This window comes from Rhizobium sp. BR 250, assembly GCF_047445855.1.
Lineage (GTDB): Bacteria > Pseudomonadota > Alphaproteobacteria > Rhizobiales > Rhizobiaceae > Agrobacterium > Agrobacterium tumefaciens_I.
In genome coordinates, this window is the sequence record NZ_JARWKW010000011.1 from 137537 (window position 1) to 157936 (window position 20400).

General features: G+C 60.0%; 16 protein-coding genes. 7 read left to right on the top strand and 9 right to left on the bottom strand.

The features are described from left to right. Window position 1 precedes the first annotated feature (1 nt). The 6 genes from QD336_RS18150 to QD336_RS18175 all read left to right on the top strand — a co-directional run bounded on the left by QD336_RS18150 (window position 2) and on the right by QD336_RS18175 (window position 8842). Complete coding sequence (locus QD336_RS18150; protein WP_499171602.1) at window positions 2-2407, top strand: circularly permuted type 2 ATP-grasp protein; 2406 nt, start codon at window positions 2-4, stop codon at window positions 2405-2407. A 4-nt stretch (window positions 2408-2411) separates the two neighbouring features. Next, window positions 2412-3290, top strand: coding sequence for a transglutaminase family protein (locus QD336_RS18155; RefSeq protein WP_499171603.1), 879 nt, complete (start codon window positions 2412-2414; stop codon window positions 3288-3290). Between the two features lie 169 nt (window positions 3291-3459). Beyond that, the gene (locus QD336_RS18160; protein WP_499171605.1) at window positions 3460-4698 is read left to right on the top strand and encodes a vWA domain-containing protein; all 1239 of its coding nucleotides are present in this window, start codon (window positions 3460-3462) and stop codon (window positions 4696-4698) included. 128 nt (window positions 4699-4826) lie between these two features. Next, a complete protein-coding gene (locus QD336_RS18165; RefSeq protein WP_269346434.1) occupies window positions 4827-6449 on the top strand; it encodes an ABC-F family ATP-binding cassette domain-containing protein in 1623 nt (540 codons plus the stop codon). Between the two features lie 60 nt (window positions 6450-6509). Continuing rightward, on the top strand, window positions 6510-7520 hold the full coding sequence (locus tag QD336_RS18170) for a 2-hydroxyacid dehydrogenase (RefSeq protein ID WP_499171606.1): 1011 nt from the start codon (window positions 6510-6512) through the stop codon (window positions 7518-7520). Window positions 7521-7696: 176 nt separating this feature from the next. Further along, window positions 7697-8842 (top strand): alpha-hydroxy acid oxidase, encoded by a 1146-nt coding sequence (locus QD336_RS18175; protein ID WP_499171608.1) that lies wholly within the window; start codon window positions 7697-7699, stop codon window positions 8840-8842. A gap of 37 nt (window positions 8843-8879) precedes the next feature. On the opposite strand, the gene QD336_RS18180 is transcribed toward QD336_RS18175, so the two are convergent. Continuing rightward, window positions 8880-9224, bottom strand: a complete 345-nt coding sequence (locus QD336_RS18180) for a hypothetical protein (RefSeq protein WP_499171610.1) — start codon at window positions 9222-9224, stop codon at window positions 8880-8882. Between the two features lie 200 nt (window positions 9225-9424). On the opposite strand from QD336_RS18180, the gene QD336_RS18185 reads away from it, so the two are divergent. Beyond that, a complete protein-coding gene (locus QD336_RS18185) occupies window positions 9425-10366 on the top strand; it encodes a MarR family winged helix-turn-helix transcriptional regulator (RefSeq protein WP_499171612.1) in 942 nt (313 codons plus the stop codon). Window positions 10367-10460: 94 nt separating this feature from the next. Here the strand turns inward: QD336_RS18185 and QD336_RS18190 are convergent, their stop codons facing one another. The 8 genes from QD336_RS18190 to QD336_RS18225 form a co-directional block, all read right to left on the bottom strand. Beyond that, on the bottom strand, window positions 10461-11957 hold the full coding sequence (locus tag QD336_RS18190) for an FGGY-family carbohydrate kinase (RefSeq protein WP_499171613.1): 1497 nt from the start codon (window positions 11955-11957) through the stop codon (window positions 10461-10463). Continuing rightward, entirely contained in the window at window positions 11950-12792 is an 843-nt protein-coding gene (locus QD336_RS18195) for a class I fructose-bisphosphate aldolase (protein ID WP_269346773.1), read from the bottom strand. The genes QD336_RS18190 and QD336_RS18195 overlap by 8 nt, the downstream gene beginning before the upstream one ends. 2 nt (window positions 12793-12794) lie before the next feature. Further along, window positions 12795-14519 carry a glycerol-3-phosphate dehydrogenase/oxidase gene (locus QD336_RS18200; RefSeq protein ID WP_499171614.1) on the bottom strand — a complete coding sequence of 575 codons (1725 nt, stop codon included), beginning with the start codon at window positions 14517-14519 and terminating at the stop codon, window positions 12795-12797. 122 nt (window positions 14520-14641) lie between these two features. Continuing rightward, window positions 14642-15640, bottom strand: a complete 999-nt coding sequence (locus tag QD336_RS18205) for an aldo/keto reductase (protein WP_499171615.1) — start codon at window positions 15638-15640, stop codon at window positions 14642-14644. Further along, window positions 15637-16611: a sugar-binding transcriptional regulator gene (locus tag QD336_RS18210; protein ID WP_499171617.1), complete on the bottom strand. Its 975-nt coding sequence runs from the start codon at window positions 16609-16611 to the stop codon at window positions 15637-15639. The genes QD336_RS18205 and QD336_RS18210 overlap by 4 nt, the downstream gene beginning before the upstream one ends. Window positions 16612-16652: 41 nt before the next feature. Further along, window positions 16653-17654, bottom strand: a complete 1002-nt coding sequence (locus QD336_RS18215; protein WP_499171618.1) for an ABC transporter permease — start codon at window positions 17652-17654, stop codon at window positions 16653-16655. Between the two features lie 12 nt (window positions 17655-17666). After that, complete coding sequence (locus tag QD336_RS18220) at window positions 17667-19187, bottom strand: sugar ABC transporter ATP-binding protein (RefSeq protein ID WP_499171620.1); 1521 nt, start codon at window positions 19185-19187, stop codon at window positions 17667-17669. 74 nt (window positions 19188-19261) lie between these two features. Then, window positions 19262-20275 carry a substrate-binding domain-containing protein gene (locus QD336_RS18225; RefSeq protein WP_499171621.1) on the bottom strand — a complete coding sequence of 338 codons (1014 nt, stop codon included), beginning with the start codon at window positions 20273-20275 and terminating at the stop codon, window positions 19262-19264. Between the last annotated feature and the right edge of the window lie 125 nt (window positions 20276-20400).

The window sequence follows — 20400 nt, forward strand, 5'->3', positions numbered from 1 at the left end:
ATTGTCCAAAGCCCCGGCAACGGAACGCAAGACGGAAACGAGCGCGCAACCGCGCGGGCTTGAATATTCCCCCCTGCCGGGCGTTGCCGACGAAATGCTGGATACCAGCGGCAAGGTGAGGCCGGTCTGGAAGACCCTGCTGGACGCCCTGTCACGCATGTCGGAGCGGGAGCTGCATGAGCGTTTTGCCCGCACCGACCGTTACCTGCGCGATGCCGGCGTCTTCTACCGCGACTATGGCAAGGGCAGCAGCGAAAGAAACTGGCCGATCTCACATATTCCGGTGCTGATCGACGACAGGGAATGGGCGGTTCTTTCGGAAGGGCTGAAACAGCGCGCCAATCTTCTGGAAGCCATGGTCGCCGATTTTTACGGCGAAAACCGGCTGGTGAAGGAAGGTTACGTGCCGCCGGCGCTGATCGCCTCCAATCCGGAATATCTGAGGCCCATGGTCGGCGTGAAACCGGCAAGCGGCCACTATCTGCATTTCTGCTCCTTCGAGATCGGCCGTGGCCCGGACGGCAACTGGTGGGTGCTGGCCGACCGCACACAGGCGCCTTCCGGCGCAGGTTTCGCGCTCGAAAACCGGGTAGCGACCACCCGCGCCCTTTCCGATATCTATGCCGAGAGCCACGTCCACCGGCTCGCTTCGTTCTTCGGCGCTTTCCGCGACGCGCTGCAGGCGCACCGGAAACATCCCGACGACCGGATCGCCGTGCTGACGCCCGGTCCCGCCAACGAGACCTATTTCGAACACGCCTATATCGCCCGTTATCTCGGTTTCATGTTGCTGGAAGGCGAGGACCTGACCGTCGTCAACGGTCGCGTCATGGTCAGGACCGTGGCCGGGCTGAACCCGATCGGTGTGCTGTGGCGACGTCTCGACGCCTCCTATTCGGATCCGCTGGAACTCAACCAGCACTCCCACATCGGCACACCAGGCATGGTGCAGGCGTTGCGCAATGAGGCGCTTACCATCGTCAACGCGCTCGGTAGCGGCATTCTCGAAACGCGGGCCCTGCTCGCCTTCATGCCACGCATCTGTCACCACCTTCTTGGTGAAGAACTGAAGCTGCCGTCGATCGCCACCTGGTGGTGCGGACAGGAATCCGAGCGCCGCCACGTTGCCGGAAATATTGAAGGCATGGTCATCGGCCCGGCCTATTCGCGGCTGCCTTTCTTTGACGATAACGGCCAATCCGTGCTCGGCTCCTCGCTGCGCGAGACGGCAAAGGAATCGATCAGCGACTGGCTTGCCTCCGACGGCCACAGGCTGGTGGGCCAGGAAGTGGTGAAGCTTTCAACCACCCCGGCCTATATCGACAACAAGCTCGTGCCGCGCCCGATGAGCCTTCGTGTCTTTGCCGCCCGTACCCAGGATGGTTGGCAGATCATGCCGGGCGGTTTTGCCCGCATCGGCAGCGGTGACGATGTCTCCGCAATCGCCATGCAATCGGGTGGCAGCGCGGCGGATGTCTGGATCGTCAGCGACAAACCTGTGGAACGCACCACGCTTCTGCCGGCAGAAGAGAGCTTTATTCGCAATATGCCGGGCAGCCTGCCGAGCCGCGCGGCGGATAATCTCTTCTGGCTCGGGCGTTATATCGAACGTTCGGAAGGCGCGTTGCGCATCCTGCGCGCCTGGCACGGACGTTATGCCGAGTCCGCCGATCCGCGCCAGCCGCTGCTTGCCCATGTGACGCGGTATCTCGAAGCGCTCGACGTGGAGATGAACGATGCCGTGCCGGAAAGCCTGCTCAACAACATCAACAGCGCACTTTATTCCGCCAGCAACATTCGCGACCGCTTTTCTCCGGATGGCTGGCTGGCGCTGAACGATCTTGCCAAGACCGCCCGCCGTTTCCACGCCAAGGTGGCCCCGGGTGATGACGCCACCCATGCCATGACGATCCTCTTGCGCAAGCTTGCGGGCTTTGCCGGTCTGGTGCACGAAAACATGTACCGCTTCACCGGCTGGCGTTTCCTGTCAATCGGCCGTTATCTCGAACGCGGCCTGCATATGACGCGGCTTCTCGGCCATATGACCGGACCGGATGCGCCTGATGGTTCCTATGACATGCTGCTTGAAATCGGCGACAGCGTCATGACCCATCGCCGCCGCTACAACGTCAATACGGCGGGTCTGACCGTGACCGATCTTCTTGCACTCGATCCGCTCAATCCACGCTCGATCCTGTTTCAGCTGAACGAAATCCGCACCGAGGTGGAGCAGCTTCCAAATGCCTTCGTCAACGGCCAGATGTCTCCCTTCTATCGCGAGGCGATGCGTCTGCATTCCGGGCTCGCCGTGATGACGCCGGAAAACATGAACGGCGCGATCTATCGTCAGCTCGAAACCGACATGGAACATCTCTCCGATGTTCTGGCCCGGACCTATCTCGGATAATCCTATGCTTTACGATCTTTCCCTGCATATGGGTTACACCTACGACACGCCGGCCCACGGCGCGCGCCACATCATCCGCGTTCTGCCGCTCTCCATCCCCGGCCGGCAGCGGCTTGTTGCCGGTTCCATCGATGTTTCACCCGCGCCGGAAGAACGTGTCGGTTTCGAGGATTTTTTCCATCAATCGGCTACCTCGGTGCATCTGCGGGCCCCGCATGAGAAGCTCGATATCCGCATGCAGGCCCGCGTGATGGTGGAGGCACCGGCGCTGACGGCCGATTTTTCGCCCGAGCTTTCGCGCCTGCCGCAGGAACTAGCAGAAGTCTGGTCGCTCGATTTCCAGTCGCCGCACCATTTCATCGGCACCAGCCCCAGAATAGGCACGGACGCGGCAATTTCGGCCTATGCCCGGGAATCGTTAAAGCCGGGAATGACCATTCGCGAAATCGCACTGGCGACGTGCAAACGCATCCATGGGGATTTCACCTATGATGGCGAGGCGACGACAGTGGATACGACACCGTCGGAAGCCTTCAAGCTGAAGCGCGGCGTATGCCAGGATTTTTCGCATATCATGATCATGGCGCTGCGCAGCCTCGGCATTCCCGCCGGTTATGTCAGCGGTTTCCTGCGCACCATTCCTCCGCCAGGCAAGGAGCGGCTGGAAGGTGCTGACGCCATGCATGCCTGGGTCCGCATCTGGTGCGGCGAGGCAACCGGCTATCTGGAACTCGACCCTACCAATAACATCGTGGCCGGAAGCGACCATATCGTCGTCGGTTATGGCCGGGACTATTCCGATGTCGCCCCGGTGATCGGCGTTTTGAAAAGCTATGGCAACCAGCAGATAAAACAGGCCGTCGACGTCATCCCCGTCCAATAACGATACGATGTGTATTATTGCGGGCACCGCACAAAACAATTCTTGGAAAATACTTCAAAACTGCGCCAAATTGAACGATGCGTAAAATTTAACCCATCGTGTTAGCGGATTTTACATCGTTTGCGGGTCTCCTGCGCTCAATCTAATATTTCCAATCGGTGAGCCCGTCATGACCGCTTCCGCACCTCACAAACTCAAGCGCCGTTTTCTTGCCGATACGAGCGGCAATTTCGGCATGATGACGGCCATCCTGCTGCCGGTGTTGCTGGGTGTCGCCGGTGCCGGCCTGGAGCTTGCGAATGTCATGCAGGCGAAAGCGGACATGCAGAATACGGCGGATTCTGCAGCTCTTGCAGCGGCCACCGAGGCTCGTCTGAAAAAGGGCGAACTGAGCGACGAACAGCTCAAGGAAATCGCCAAGGCCTTCATTGCGGCCCAGATGGAAAAGACCCTGACCGAGCAAGAGAAAAAGGAACTGGACCAAAACTCTCCAACCATCATCTCGGCAACGGAAAATGCGCGCGGCAAGACCTATACCGTCGAGACGACGATCAAGCGCCAGATACAGCTCAATCCGCTGCTCGGCTTCATAGGGGTGACAACACTCGACCTCTCGGTGACCGGCACCGCAAGAAGCACCGTCAACAAGGGCGCACCGATCTCCATGTATCTCGCGCTCGACCGCTCGGGATCGATGTCCTTCAAGACGGATACGGTTGATACCAAAAAAACGTCGTGCCAGAACTATACGACTGATAATTGGATTAAATATCCCAATCTGGCCAAGACTTCCCCCTGCTATGTCAACAAGGCCACATCGCTGAAGACCGCCGTTGGTTTTCTTGTCGCGACGTTGAACAAGGCTGATCCGACCTATACCGCCAGCGGTGGTTCAGAACTCGTTCGCACGGGCGCCTCGGTCTATACACACGAGAGCTATAACGCTCAGCCCATCGGCTGGGGTACCAGTGGCGTTGTCAGCTATGTCGACAAACAGATCCCGGAATTTCCCTCCGGTGGCACGGATGCCCGCAGCAGCCTCAATGCCGCTTACAACGCCCTTAAAAAAGCGAACCCCGACGAAGCGAAATACCATAAAGATCAGGGCAATGAATCCTTCGAGCGCTATATCGTCCTCATGACCGATGGCGAAATGACGGGAAACAGCGCCGCGTGGAATTTCAGCATCGACCAGGCCGTGCGTACCACCTGCGAGACCGCCAAAAAGGACGGGATCAAGATTTTCAGCGTCGCCTTCATGGCACCGGACAAGGGCAAGTCGCTGCTGCAATATTGCGCCTCCAGCGCCGATAATTATTACGCTCCGGAAAATATGGAGCAGATCGTGACAGCCTTTGGCGAAATCGCCCGCAAGGCCGCCGGCAGCATAGCCACGCTCACCAACTGACGGCGAGCGCCGAAACTTCCGGGCTATCAGCGCGTGTTTTCCCTGCATGGCTGACAGGACAAGCACGACAGGTGACAGCGGCGGCGGCCCGTGGCATAGGAGGGCCGCTCCCATTCATAGGCCCTGTCATGATCCGCATCGAAAATATCAGCAAGTCGAACAGCCACCGCATTCTCTATATCGAGGCCTCCGCCGCGCTCAATCGCGGTGAGAAGATCGGCCTTGTCGGCCCGAACGGCGCCGGCAAGACCACCCTGTTCCGCATGATCACCGGCGAAGACCAACCGGATGAAGGGCAGGTCGTCGTCGAAAAGGGTATGACGGTCGGTTATTTCGATCAGGATGTCGGTGAAATGTCCGGCCGCTCCGCCGTGGCGGAAGTCATGGAGGGCGCGGGCCCGGTCAGCGAAGTGGCAGCAGAACTTCGCGAATTGGAAGCCGCCATGTCCGATCCCGACCGGATGGACGAGATGGACACCATCATCGAGCGTTACGGCGAAGTGCAGGCGCGGTACGAAGAGCTGGATGGCTACGCGCTGGAAGGCCGCGCCCGTGAAGTTTTGGACGGGCTGAGCTTCAGCCAGGAGATGATGGACGGCGATGTTTCAAAACTCTCCGGCGGCTGGAAGATGCGCGTGGCGCTTGCCCGCATTCTCCTCATGCGTCCGGATGTGATGCTGCTCGACGAACCGTCGAACCATCTCGATCTCGAAAGCCTGATCTGGCTCGAAGACTTCCTGAAGAACTATGACGGCGCGCTGCTCATGACCTCGCATGACCGCGAATTCATGAACCGTATCGTCACCAAGATCATCGAGATCGATGCCGGCAACCTCACGACCTATTCCGGCGATTACGGCTTTTACGAACAGCAGCGGGCACAGAACGAAAAGCAGCAGCAGGCGCAGTTCGAGCGCCAGCAGGCCATGCTCGCCAAGGAAATCAAGTTCATCGAACGCTTCAAGGCGCGTGCCTCGCACGCCTCGCAGGTACAGAGCCGCGTCAAGAAACTCGAAAAGATCGACCGCGTCGAGCCGCCGAAACGGCGCCAGACGGTGGCTTTCGAATTCGCCCCCGCTCCCCGGTCGGGTGAGGATGTCGTTGCGCTGAAGAAGGTGAACAAGGCCTATGGCAGCCGCACCATCTATGGCGAGCTCGACTTCATGGTGCGGCGCAAGGAGCGCTGGTGCATCATGGGCGTCAACGGCGCCGGCAAATCGACCCTGCTGAAACTGGTGACCGGCACGGCCGAGCCGGATTCCGGCAATGTCACCCTCGGCGCCAGCGTCAAGCTCGGCTATTTCGCCCAGCACGCCATGGATGTCCTGGATGGCGACAGCACCATTCTGGAATGGCTGGAGGAACGTTTTCCAAAGGCGGGCCAGGCGCCGCTGCGCGCCCTTGCCGGCTGTTTCGGCTTTTCCGGCGACGATGTGGAAAAACGCTGCCGCGTTCTTTCCGGCGGAGAGAAAGCCCGTCTCGTCATGGCGGCCATGCTGTTCGATCCGCCGAATTTCCTGGTGCTGGACGAACCGACGAACCATCTCGACCTCGACACCAAGGAAATGCTGATCAAGGCCCTGTCGGACTATGAAGGCACGATGCTGTTCGTTTCGCACGACCGCCACTTCCTGGCCGCCCTTTCCAACCGGGTGCTGGAGCTGACGCCGGATGGTATTCAACAATATGGCGGCGGATATACCGAATATGTCGAAAGCACCGGGCAGGAAGCGCCTGGCCTTCGCAGCTGAGGCGCCCGCCGGACACATCGCCCTGTAACGGCAGCTTTCGTTTGGAGACTGGAGAAACAGATGCGGATCGTGGTCTACAGCGCCAAGCCCTATGACAGGCAGTTCCTTGACGGGGCGGCAAGCCCCGGCATGTCGATGCAATATTGCGACGCGCGCCTGTCATCGGAAACTGTGGCGCTGGCAGACGGGGCGGCGGCGATCTGCGCCTTCGTCAATGACGACCTGTCGCGGCCGGTGCTCGAAAAGCTTACGGAAATGGGCGTGCGGCTCGTTGCCCTGCGCTGCGCCGGTTTCAATCAGGTCGATCTCGCCGCCGCCGAAACGTTTGGCCTCACCGTTGCGAGGGTGCCGGCCTATTCGCCCTATGCGGTCGCCGAACATACCATGGCGCTCATCCTGTCGCTCAACCGCAAGATCCACCGCGCCTATAACCGCGTCCGCGAAGGAAACTTCGCCCTTGACGGCCTGCTGGGTTTCGATCTCCATGGCAAGACGGTCGGCATCGTCGGCACGGGCAAGATCGGCGCGATTTTCGCGCGTATTGCCGCTGGCTTCGGCTGCCGCCTCATCGGCCACGATCTTCGGCCAAATCCCGATTGCGAGGCGCTGGGCATGAGTTACGTCATGCGCGAGGAGCTGTTCCGGACATCGGATGTTCTCGCGCTGATGTGCCCGCTCACACCGGAGACCCGGCACCTGATCCGCAGGGAAACGCTGCCCCTTCTCAAGAAAGGCGTGATGCTTATCAATACCAGCCGCGGCGCCATCATCGACACGCGGGCTGCGATTGCGGGTTTGAAAGACGGCACGATCGGCAGCCTCGGCATCGATGTCTATGAAGAGGAAGCCGATCTCTTTTTCGAGGACCTTTCCAATGACGTGCTGCGCGACGATGTCTTCGCGCGACTGCTGACCTTCCCCAATGTTCTGGTGACCGGCCATCAGGGTTTCTTCACGCAGGAAGCCCTCAAAAACATTGCCGACACGACGATCGGCAATATCGAAAGTTTTTTTGATACGGGCAAAGCCCTTTACGCCGTGTCGAGGGAGCAGCTTGCCGGCTCTGCCTAGCCGGTGGCTTTCGGCCAAACGCCTCGGTGCAGAACAGTTCCTGCCATTCCTTTCCGGGGCATTCATCGCTTTGAACCTGCGAAAATCGTCGGCAGCATGATTGCCCGGCCCAAATCCCCGGTATAGGTTTCCGACAATCTTTTGAAAGCGTTCAAACCGGACCGGTCGAGCAACAGATGCAACTTAAAGACTGCTATAATTTCCACGATTTTCGCCGCATGGCCAAACAGCGTCTCCCCGGCCCGATCTTCAACTACATAGACGGCGCGGCCGATGACGAGGTGACGTATCGGCGAAACACGGCCGCCTTCGAAAATTGCGATCTCGTTCCCGATGTACTGCGGGGCGTGGCGGATGTGGACATGTCGGTCACCGTCATGGGGCAGAAGCTGTCGATGCCGGTCTATTGTTCCCCGACGGCGCTGCAACGCCTCTTCCACCATCAGGGCGAGCGCGCGGTCGCGGCAGCAGCGGGAAAATACGGCACGATGTTCGGCGTCTCCTCGCTCGGCACCACCAGCCTCGAGGAAGCGCGCCGGATCAGCGGCGGCCCACAGGTCTATCAGTTCTATTTCCACAAGGATCGTGGCCTCAACCGCGATATGATGGCGCGTGCCAAGACCGCCGGCGTTGAGACGATGATGCTGACCGTCGACAGCATCACGGGCGGAAACCGCGAGCGCGACAAGCGCACCGGCTTTGCCATTCCCTTCAAGCTCAATCTTTCGGGAATTGCGCAATTCGCCATCAAACCGGCCTGGGGCATCAATTACCTGACGCATGAGCGCTTCAGCCTGCCGCAGCTCGACGACCACATCAAAATGGATGGTGGCGCTCTCTCGATCAGCCGCTATTTCACCGATATGCTCGACCCCTCCATGAACTGGGACGACGTGGCGCAGATGGTGCGCGAATGGGTCGGCCCTTTCTGCCTGAAGGGGATCATGTCGGTGGACGACGCCCGGCGCGCGGTCGAGATCGGCTGCAGCGGCATCGTGCTCTCCAATCACGGCGGACGCCAGCTCGATGGTTCCCGCAGCGCCTTCGACCAGCTGGCTGAAATCGTCGATGCGGTCGGCGACCGGATTGACGTGATGATGGATGGTGGCGTCCAGCGCGGCACCCATGTTCTGAAAGCGCTGTCTCTGGGTGCAAAAGCCGTGGGGCTTGGCCGCTATTACCTTTTCCCGCTCGCCGCTGCCGGGCAGCCCGGAGTTGAAAGGGCGCTCGAATTGATGCGTATCGAAATTGAGCGCGGCATGAAGCTGATGGGCTGCACCACCGTTGATCAGCTCACGCGGCAAAATCTCAGGTTCCGCTGAGGGACGGATACGAAGGAGCGTTCAGGGCGCGACGCGGTCACAATCGAGCGCTGGAGCCGCATGCCGTGTCCGCCGCATTTTGCCAATGTTCCTGAAGCGCAGCGCCGATGTTCCAGACGAGCGCGAGGCACACCAATCCGCAAAAACCCGCGGAAATCAGTGAACGATGGCGCCTGACGCCGGAGAGAAACATCCAGCCGATGATTGCGTAGACCGCAAGTGCCGGTACGGCAGCAATCAGGACGGACATGGGCCCGTCGCAATCGACGGCCTCGATGCCGACAGCACGATATTCATTCGGCGTTCCCACCAGGCCCATGAATGCGACAGGAAACATTGCGGCCAAAACGGCGTAGCGGAAAAATCGTGGCGTGTCAGGCATGCCTTCTCCATAGCCGGATAATCAACTATCGCGAAGCGCGATCTCAGAGAACATCATCTTTCCGATAATCGCAATTTAAGTGTCCCGAAGGGCGGATTGCCCGCTTTCGCGGAGAACGCCAGTATTTTACGCAGCCGCAATCTTGGCAAGTCAGATGAAATATGATTATGGTTGCATCATGCAACCATAATGGATTGAACGTGTACCAGCAACCCTTTCCCATAAATGACATACGCTCCACCTCACGCCGGCTTGTGCGCGAACTCGGTTTCATGGGGGGAGATTTTGCCGGCACCGATTTGCCGCCTTCAGCCGTGCATGCCCTGATCGAAATCGAGGCATGCCCCGGCATCACGGCGCGGGACCTGGGAAAATTGCTACGGCTTGAAAAATCAAGCGTCAGCCGCATGCTCCGCAAACTCGTCATCTCGAGTGATATTCTCGAAGAAGCGGATGAAAAGGATAGCCGCATCAAGCGGCTGCGCCTCACGGAACAGGGGCGGGAGCGGGTCAGCGCCATTCACGGCTTCGCGAACCGGCAGGTGTCGGGCGCCCTGACGCAGCTTTCGTCCGCGGATGCCCAGACGATCCACGAAGGGCTTCGTCTTTACGCAGACGCGTTGGGCAACCGGGTCAAGGCCGCTGCTACCGGCATAGAGATCGTTGAAGGGTACAGGCCCGGCCTCATCGCCCGCATCACGCAGATGCATGCGCTTTATTACGCCCGGACATCCGGTTTCGGGCAACGTTTCGAATCCGTCGTCGCCGAAGGCCTCGCCTCCTTTTGCAATCGGCTTGAAAACCCGCAAAACGCAATCTGGGTCGCAATGCGCGGCGAAGAGATCATCGGCTCCATTGCCATCGATGGCGAGGATCTCGGAGCGGATGTCGCCCATCTGCGCTGGTTCATCGTCGATGACGGCGTGCGCGGCGGTGGTGTCGGACGCGGGCTGCTGGCGGCCGCACTGGCCTTTGCCGATGAAAAGGGCTTTGCCGAAACCCATCTTTGGACATTCAACGGCCTTTTGGCCGCACGGCATCTTTACGAAGCCCATGGTTTTGCATGCACGGAGGAGCATCCGGGTAGCCAATGGGGAAGCGAGGTTCTGGAACAACGCTTCGTCCGGCCACGACCCGAATGATCTTTCAATCCGGACGGCGCTTCAGCATTGGTGAGTGAGGGTTCTTGCGGAGCGATACGGTACACGCGATCGACACCGCTGAAGCCCTGCATTCTCATGGCAAGCGCAAAGCACTCCAGAACCCGCGCAGCTGCTCGGTCAATTGCGCGTAGAGGCCGTAGCGCCGCCTGTAGTGCGAGACCTGCGCGGCGTCCGGCCGATAGGCATTCGCCACGCGCGTCATCGCCGCGACGGCCTCCTCATAGCCCGGATAAAGCCCCGTCGCCACGGCTGCACCGATCGCCGCACCGAGCGCGCCCGTCTCGCGGGCTTCGGCAACGCGAAGGGGGATTTCCAGAACATCCGCCATGATCTGTGGCCAATGCTGGCTGCGGGAACCACCACCGGACATGACCGCACTTTCGACCGGCAGCCCCGCATCCCGCAGGACGCCGATATGGCGGCGATGCTCGAAACACACCCCTTCAAACAGGGCCCGCACCATATGACCTTCGCCATGCCAGCCGGCGAGGCCGTAAAAGCCGCCGCGGAATTCTGCTCCCAGCCGCGAGCCGAAGATGAAGGGGTGAAAAAACGGATCGTCGGCACGCGGCTTGACGGAGCCGACCAACCCGTTGCAGCGCTCGAAGGCATGTTCGCCATGATCCGCACGAACACGATGCACATACCATTCGAGGTTGGCGGCGGAGGTGGCGCTGGATTCGATGTTGACATAACGGTCACGGCCAAAGGTCGTGACCATGAAGACATCCGGACTGATGACCGGCCTGTCCGCAAAGACCTGATTGATGCTCCAGGTGCCAGCGATGATGGATGCCTCCCCGGCATTGATGACGCCCGAACCCATGGCGCTGGAAACGACATCGAAGAAACCGCCAATGACCGGCGTGCCTTCGGAAAGCCCGGTCAGGCCGGCAGCCTCCCGCGTCACCTGGCCGACAATATCGGCCGATTCCACGAGGCGGGGGAAGAACGCCAAGGCATCTTCGAGGCCGTAAAGTGACAGGAGTTCGCGGTCGAGCCGCGCTTCCGGCAGGGCCAGCAGCCCCGCGCCGCTGAGATCGGAAATATCGTTGGCAAGGCAGCCCGTCAGGCGGAAATTGACGAAGTCCTTGCAGAACAGCACCGTGCCGGTCTGCGCATAGAGATCGGGTGCATGTCGTTTCACCCAGGCCAGAAGGGTGGGCGTCTGCGCTGGCCACGGCCGCTGCAGGCAACGGGCCTGCAGCAGGGCTCCGCTTTTTCGATCAAGCTCTGCCGCCACATCGGCGGCGCGGCTGTCGAGCGACTGGATGCCGAGGAGCGGTTGCTGTTCTTTATCCAGAAGGTAGAGGCCATTGCCATGGCCGGCACAGCCCACCGCCGCGATGCTGCGGGGATCGACCGCCGATTTAACCAGAAGCTGGCGGATCGCCTCACAGCCGTTCCGCCACAATTCCTCAAGATCGCGCTCGACGTAGCCGGGCTGCGGGAATGTCGAATGTCCGTCGATGGCGTGCTGGGCGATCTGCCGGCCCGCCGTGTCGAACAGCACCGCCTTGATGACCGTGTTGCCGACATCGAGACCCAATATATGATTTTTCTCAGCCACGATTATAGATGTCCCATGCCTCTTCGCCGCTCGCACCCTGATGGATGATGGCCATCAAGGCCGCGACCACGGCCTTGGGATTGTCATGCTGATAGATGTTGCGGCCATAGACCATCCCGTTCGCGCCCTCCGCCATCAAGGCCGCCGATTTTGCCAGCACATTGCGCAAGTCCTCACGTCCTCCGCCCCGCACCAGCACCGGGCAACGCGCTGCCTCGATCACCCTGTGGAAATCCTGCGGGTTGCTGGTCGGATCGGCCTTGATGATATCGGCTCCCATTTCCGAGGCAAGACGCACCAGCGTGACGATCTTCTCGGCGTCGCCATCCACCTGGTACCCGCCGCGCACGTCATTGGGCAGCATCACCAGCGGCTCGATCATCAGCGGCATGCCGAAACGGTGGCAATCGGCCCGCACCCGGCTGATATTCTCGACGCATTGGCGGAACAGTTCCGGCTCATCCGGCAGCATGAACAGATTGACGACGACGCAGGCCGCATCCATCTCCAGCGCACCGATGATCGGGTCATGATAATTCTGAAGCTGCGACCACATGGTTCTGTGACGGGTGGAATTATAGGGATTGCCCATATCGATGCGCATGACGAGGGCCGGCTTGTCGCGCTCCGGTCTCTGCTGCAGCAGATCCGCCTGCCCATAGGTCATCTGGATCGCATCGGGACGCGCTTCCACCAGCTTCTCGACCGTCTGCGCCATATCCTCCAGCCCGACGAGGAAGCTCGGCTCGTTGCAAACCCCGTGATCGATGGCCACATCAAGGCAACCGCCATTGCGGAACAGCCGGTTCATGCGCGCCTTTTTCGAAATCCGCATCATCATGCATTCTCCTTGCATCTGTGTTGAAGCATTACCGGGGTGACCCCGTAAAAAGTCTCCAGCTCCTCAATGAGCCGCTGCCGCTCCACTGCGGCACGGGTGGATGACCAGCCCAGTTCGCGCGCGGCAACATCGAGGATGACGTCGATCAGACCGGCATCGATGAGGCCGGTGATGGCGAGTGTCGTGCGCCGCAGAATGAGGTCCGTCAGGTGCCGCACATGTTCTGAGCGGATCAGCCAGAGGACTTCCGCGGCCGTTACCGGCGATTTTTCCGAAAGCGGCGCGTCATCCGCTCGTCCCCGGCAAAAGCCCATCAATTCGAAGGCACGGGAGCCATAGGCCAGGGCGAGATGTTCCGCCCGGCGCCGGTCGATAAAAGACTGCTCCGACAGCAAAGCGGGCAGGCGCCCTGCACCCGTGGGGAAGTTCCTGCCGCCACCAATAGGGCGGTTCATCGTGCCGGTCAGCCGCTTGCGCCCTAGAAAGGCCAGAACCTCATCGCTCACCTGTTCGCCGAAAGCCCTGAAGGTCGTCCACTTGCCGCCGATCATGCAAAGCTGTGGCGGATCGCCGGCGACACGGTGGATAAAATGGCTACGGGAAATTCTACCGGTAAAAGCGGCATCGCTGCGCGGCAGCGGGCGTATGCCGCTGAAACTGAAGACAATGTCCGAGGGATCGACGGTAATGTCCGGAAACACCTGGGCAACCGCTTCGAGAATATAGTCCCGCTCCTCCGGCTCGCATCGCACCCGTTCGGGGCGGTCCACCTTGATATCGGTTGACCCTGCAAGAACCCGACCGAGATAAGGAAAGAGGATGCAGACGCGATTGTCGGCATTTTCAAAGAAGATCATGTGGCCGTTCAGCGCCTTGAGGAGCGCATCATTGGCGATGATGAGATGTGACCCCTTGGTGCCGGAAACGGTCGGTTTCTGCTTCTCCGCGGCCGGGGCGGCGGAAAGCGTGCTGATCGTCTCGTCGATCCATGCCCCCGTGGCGTTGACGATGATGCGCGGCCGGATGGGCAGCATTTCATCCGTTTCCTCTGCCCGGAGATGATATTCGTTGCCGTTGCGGATAAGCTCCGCATAGTTGAGCGCGATGCTTTGCGGCGCATCTGCCGAGGTATCGATCAGCAGTTCCAGTGCAAGCCGCTCCGGCTGGCTTATCCATGCATCGTAGTAGGTGGCCGAATATCGGATGTCAGGCGTCAGACCCGGCCAACGCTTCAGCGTCTTGTCGGCGCCGCGAAATTCATGGCGGGGCAGGATGCGGTTCTTGCGGGTGACGAAATCATAGAGGGTAAGGCCCGCCTTGATGGCGAGCGCTCCCCGGCTTGCGGGTTTGCCGCCGGAGCCGAAAAACGTCGCCGCCGCATTGAACAGGCCGCTAAACATCGAAAAAATCGGGATCGTCGTCGGCAGCGGCTGCACCATATGCGGCGCGAGCGTCAAAAGAGCATCGCGCTCGCGCAAGGATTCCGCCACGAGGCCGAATTCGCCATTTTCAAGATAACGCAGACCGCCATGAATCATGCGCGAGGGTGCTGCGCTGCAGCCGGAGGAAAAATCATTGCGTTCGACCAGGAGCACCCGCAGCCCCTGCAAGGCGAGATCGCGATAGGCTGCGATGCCGTTGATACCGCCACCGATGACGACGGCGTCGAAATCACCGTCTTGCCGGATGCGGCGGAGAGCGTCCTCGCGAAAACTGGGCATAGGAATACCGTTCGCTGGCTAATGACCAGCGTCCCAATGGTGTTGATCGTTTAAAGCGATGGGAGAGACGGGAGGCGAAAATTATGTGCTGTTCGCCAAAAGCCCCGCCTCACCTACATGTTTCAGCTATCGAGCCCGACGAGATGCTCGGTGACGCCAGCGCTGATGAGGGCCAGTTCACTCGCTGTAAGTCGCAGGCGGGCGGCAGCGGCGTTTTCCACGGCCTGCGCCGGATCGCGCGCGCCGCATAGCGAGAATGTTATGCCCGGCTGGGCAATCGTCCAGGCAATCACTACCTGTGCGACCGAAGCCCCATGCGTGGCCGCCACCGGCTCCAGCACCGCCATCAACCGCGCGATCTTCTGACGGTTCGCCTGGCTGAAACGCGGATTACCGTGGCGCTGATCGTCCTCCGCAAACACGCGCTCTGGCCCGACCTTGCCCGACAGGAGGCCGAGTGCCAGCGACGAATAGCTGAGGACGGAGACAGAATTCTTCCGGCAAAGCGGCAGAAGCGTCGTCTCGATATCACGCTTCACCATGGAATATTCTTCCTGAATGGCATCCAGCGCACCGGTGGCAATATAAGCCTCCAGATCACCCGGCGAGACGTTGCTTGCGCCGATAGAGCGGATCTTCCCCTCCTCCTTCAGCCGAACCAAAGCCTCGACCGTCTCGGCAACCGGCGTCGTGGCGTCCTGCCAATGGGTGACGTAATGGTCGATATAGTCGGTTCCGAGCCGCTTCAGGCTTTCTTCGACCTCGTAACGGATCGAAGCAGCGCCGAGATAACGGTGAACGGGCTTACCATCCTGATGGAAGAAATAGGCACCCTCGTTGACATGCCAGACGAGACCACATTTGGTGACCAGCACCACCTTGTCGCGCCGGCCAGCAATCGCCTTGCCAACGATGGTTTCCGCAAGCCCCATGCCATAGGCCGGGGCGGTATCGATCAGGGAAATGCCGGCATCGATAGAGGCCTCTATGGCGGCGATGGATTGCCGCTCATCCGTGCCGCCCCACATCCAGCCGCCGATGGCCCAGGTGCCCAACCCCACGGCGGATGCGCTGATGCCGCTGCCGCCGATCGTCCGGGTCAATATTGCGTTCTCCGTCACGACGTTTCCCCTTCCCCTTGATTCAATAAATAACCGGCAATCGCCTCATCCACGACGAGCGAGGTCAGATAACGGCCGGCAAGCGTGGCCGCCACCGGTCCGGCCTTGATCGCGCCAGCCGCCACGCCGATGATGTTCGGGCACCGGGCAAGCTGCCGGGGGTCCAGCGCCACCACGCGTGAGTTGAGATCGATCTGCGCCAGTTGCCCGTCCGCCATGGTGAGATGGGCAAGGAATTCGCCGGCAATGCCCACATCCATCAGCGCCTGTCCGCCACGTGCCGCATCCGGCAGGAGATCGTAATAACCGGAGCCCGGAGCCTCCACGGAACCGATGCCGACCAGTGCCACCTGCGCCTGCCGCGCCAGATCGAAAACTTCGCGGATCGATGCGACATTCATCAAAAGATCGCGCTGTTCCTCATCCTCGGCAAACAGCGGCGCATGCAGGAGCGAGGCGCTGCCGCCGAGCTTTTCCGCAAGCTGCGTGGCGAGATGATTGACGTCCGTATAATGCTTGCCCTGCACGCCGCCGGTCAGCGGCACCACCCGCACATCGAAACGCCGCTCCGCCTCCAGATTATCAACGACGGCGCTTACCGCCTTGCCGCCGGTAATCGCAATCACGTCGCCATCCCGGATTGTCTCCAGCAAATGGTTGGCCGCCACCCGCCCGACCATCTGCAGCACGGTTTCCGGATTGTCGGAGACCGTTGGCGTCACCACCGACTGCGCGAGTCCGAACCGGCGGCTAATCTCGTTTTCGAGGTCAACCAGCCGCTGATAGGGACTGGCGATGGTGATCTTCACCATGCCCGCCTTGCGGCCCGCCGCGATCATACGGTTCACCTTGGTATGGGAAAGGTTCATACGCTCGGCGATCTCCGACTGCTTCACTCCCTCGATGAAATGCAGCACCAGGACGGAATACATCTGTCGCTGTTGATCGAAATCGTCCTTGATATCCAGCATGATCGTCTTTCTCCAGTTACCCTCGGGCGAGCGAAGGGCGCTCAACGGCGGCGCCTGACCAGATAGTGGTCGAACAGGACCGCAGCCAGCAATATGCTTCCCCTGATGATGTCCTGCCAGTAGACAGACACGTTGAGCAAGGCAAGCGAGCTGGAAACGACGGACAAAAGGATCGCGCCGAGGATTGCACCCAGAATGGTGCCCGAGCCGCCGGAAAGGCTCGCGCCGCCGATGACCGCCGCAGCAATGACATTAAGCTCCATGCCGACGCCGAAGCTCGGCTGGGCGGACCCGAAACGCGCCATGTAGATGACACCGGCAATGCCGCACAACATCGAGCAAAGCGTGGTGGTGGCAAACACCACCCGGCCGACGCGGATACCGGAATAGGCCGCCGCCTTGGGATTGCTGCCGGTATAAAACACCTTGCGGAAGGCGGTCGTGCGCCGCAGCAGCAGGTCGAAGACAACGACCACAATCGCGAAGATGATGAGCACCAGCGGAATGCCGCCAAGCGCGCCCTGGCCGATGAACTTGAATTCCGGCGGCAGGGAATAGAGCCCGAGCGGCCGCCCGCCGGTTGCCAGCAGGCATACCCCGCGTGCAATGACCATGACGCCGAGCGACACGATGAAATGATGCAGACCGACGACGGTGGTCAAAAATCCCATGACCATGCCGACCAATGTCGTAAGGCAGATTGCAAGACCCGCCGCGACCCAGGGATCGACACCGTTGAGGAACAGCCAGCCGGCCGCCACCATCGCAAGTGCTGTAACGGACCCCACGGAAAGATCGATACCACCAGAGATCAACAGGATCGTCATGCCCACCACGACGATGCTTTCGATGGCGAAGACCATGGCCATGGCCCGCAGATTGTCCACCGTCAGGAAGTAGGGCGAGATGAAGGACATCACTGCAAAAAGGGCGAGAATGATGACGATCAGCCCGGTTTCGCGCGCCTTGATCGCAGGCTCCCACCAGGCCGTGCGGCGAACCGCCGTCTCGGCAAGGCTTGAAGGTGTTTCCGATGTTGCCATTTTCCCGCTCCCTCAGGCTTCCGCCGCATTCTGCATGATATTGATCGATGCGAGCTGCATGATCTTTTCCTCCGTCATGTCGTCCCCCTCGACCTCGCCGGTAATGCGCCCCTCGCGCACGACAAGCACACGATCGCTGACACCGATGAGTTCCGGCAATTCCGAGGAGATGACGACCACGCCAACCCCTTCACGCGCCAGTTCCCGGATCTGGCGGTGGATTTCGGCCTTGGCGCCCACATCCACCCCGCGGGTCGGCTCATCCAGAAAGATGACCTCGGGTTCCACCGACAGCATCTTGGCCAGCGCTACCTTCTGCTGGTTACCGCCGCTCAAGGTCGATACCGCGTCACCGACGCTGTTCGCCCGCAGTTTCAGCCGGCGTCCCAGCTCATCGGCACGCTTCATCTCCTTGCGCCGCTCGATAAAGCCCATGCCGTTCGATATCCTGCCGATATCGAGCGCCGAGACATTGGAAGCGATGGACATGTTGAGGAACAATCCGTCACCCTTGCGGTCCTCGGAGAGATAAACGATCCCCTCCCGGATGCTGTCGCGATAATCCCTAAGCTTCAGCGGCCGGCCGCGCAGTGCGACCTCGCCTTTCGGTTTTCCTTCCAGCCGGCAGACAGCCCGCGCAATCTCACTGCGGCCGGCACCGATAAGCCCGGCAAATCCTAAGATTTCGCCGCGACGCAGGTCGAAATCGACGTCGAAAACACGTTTTCCTTCGTTCAAGCCCCGAACCGAAAGAATGACCTCATCCGATTTTTCATCATCCGCCAGTTTCGCCGGATAGAGCTTGTCGAGTACGCGCCCGACCATGCTGTTGACCACCTCTTCCGGGGAGATATCGGCAATATTCTCCGTCCTGATATGGCAGCCGTCGCGCATGACAGTGATGCGGTCGCAATGTTCGAAAATCTCCGCCATGCGGTGGGAGATATAGATGATGGCAATGCCGCGTGCCGCCAGCCGGTGCATGATCTTGAAAAGCGTCTGTGCCTCGGTCTCGGTCAGCGCCGCCGTCGGCTCGTCGAGGATCAGGATACGGCAATCCAGCGTCAGCGCCTTGGCGATCTCGACGATCTGCTGCTGCGAAATCGACAGGTCGCCCGCCCGACGAGCGGGATCGATATCGCCGATCTCCCGCAGCACCGTTGCCGCCCGTTTTTCCAGATCGCTATAATTCATGAACCAGGAGCGGCTCTGGCCGGTCTCCGACATGTACATGTTTTCGGCGACCGAAATCTCCGGGCAGAGTGCGATCTCCTGATGCACGAAACCGATGCCCAGTCGGTTCGCCGCGTTGGGTGAAGATATGCGGACCGGCTTGCCATCCAGCAGGATTTCTCCGCCATCTGGCTGCAGAATGCCGTCGATGATATGCATCAACGTCGATTTGCCGGCGCCGTTTTCACCGGCGAGTGCGTGGATTTCGCCGCGCCGCAATTCAAGTGCGGCACTGCGCAACGCCCGCACGGGCCCGAACGCCTTGTGAATATTCGTCATGCTGAGGATGACCTCACCCATAACGCCCTCCCGAACCTGCTTCCCCTGTGACCGGCGAGGCCAAAAAACCCCGCCGGTTTTTCAAGAGCGACGCGTCAGCGTCCTTTCATATACTCATTGAGATCGAAGGAAGCGGCATTCGCCTTGGTGATGACAGCGAAACCATTATCCATCGAAGGTACCTGCATCGGATTGAAGCCGGAAACCTTATAGTCGTTGAATGGATCGATCAGGTCCGAATGGGCGCCCAGAAACGTGTTCATGAAACCCATGAAACCCTGAACCCCCTGATTGGGATTGATGGACATGTAGATATTGCCCTGCTTGATGTGTTCCAGCGTTGCCGGCGTGATATCCGCGTGCAGGATGAGCACTTTCTTTTTCGCTTCCAGAACCGCAGTCGTCGCACCTTCGGCAGAACCGGCTTCCGGAATCCAGAGCGCGCCCAGATTGGGGTTTGCCTGCAGGAGAGCGCCGACCGCCTGATAGGCGACATTGGCGTCCTGGTTTGTGGCCTGCCTGCCAACCAGCTTCATCTGAGGATAGGTACGCCCCATATAGTCGATGAGGGCGGTGACGCGCAGATCGTGATTGCTCTGGCCCGGATTTTCCAGAACCGCATATTCACCCTTTTCACCGAGCTTCTTGACGATTTCATCGGCCGCAAATTTCGCCTCGGCAACATTGTCCGAAGTGATATAGGCGGTGCGCTTCGACTTCGGGGAATCCGCCGCGAAGGTCGTCACGGAAACACCGGACGCAATTGCCTTGTTGATGGGTTCGATAAAGGGATCCGCCTGCATCGGGTGCAGCAGGATGCCTTTCGGCTTCTTCACCAGCTCCTGCTCGAAGGACGCGATCTGCTTGGTGATGTCATATTCCGGCGTACCGGTGAAGACGGCCTCGCAGCCAAGCGCCTTGGCGGCCTGCTTGAACCCCTCGAAGACCGGCACCCAATAAGGGTGGCTGGAAACCATGACGTTCATCACATAGGTCTCACCCGGCTCGCACGCGAATTTACCCGCGGCAGCCGCCGGCGAAGTGGCACCAGCGGTCATCGCCACGGTCAAAACACCCGCGGCAGCGGTCGATTTCAGAAAAGCCAACATATTCCCCTCCCAAGGACAATGACTTAGTCCGCAATAAATTTTACTATGCGTAATTTATTGCATGACCACTGAGATAACGGGAAAAACTGGGCACGTCAACGGCTTTGAATTTTATTTTGTATTGT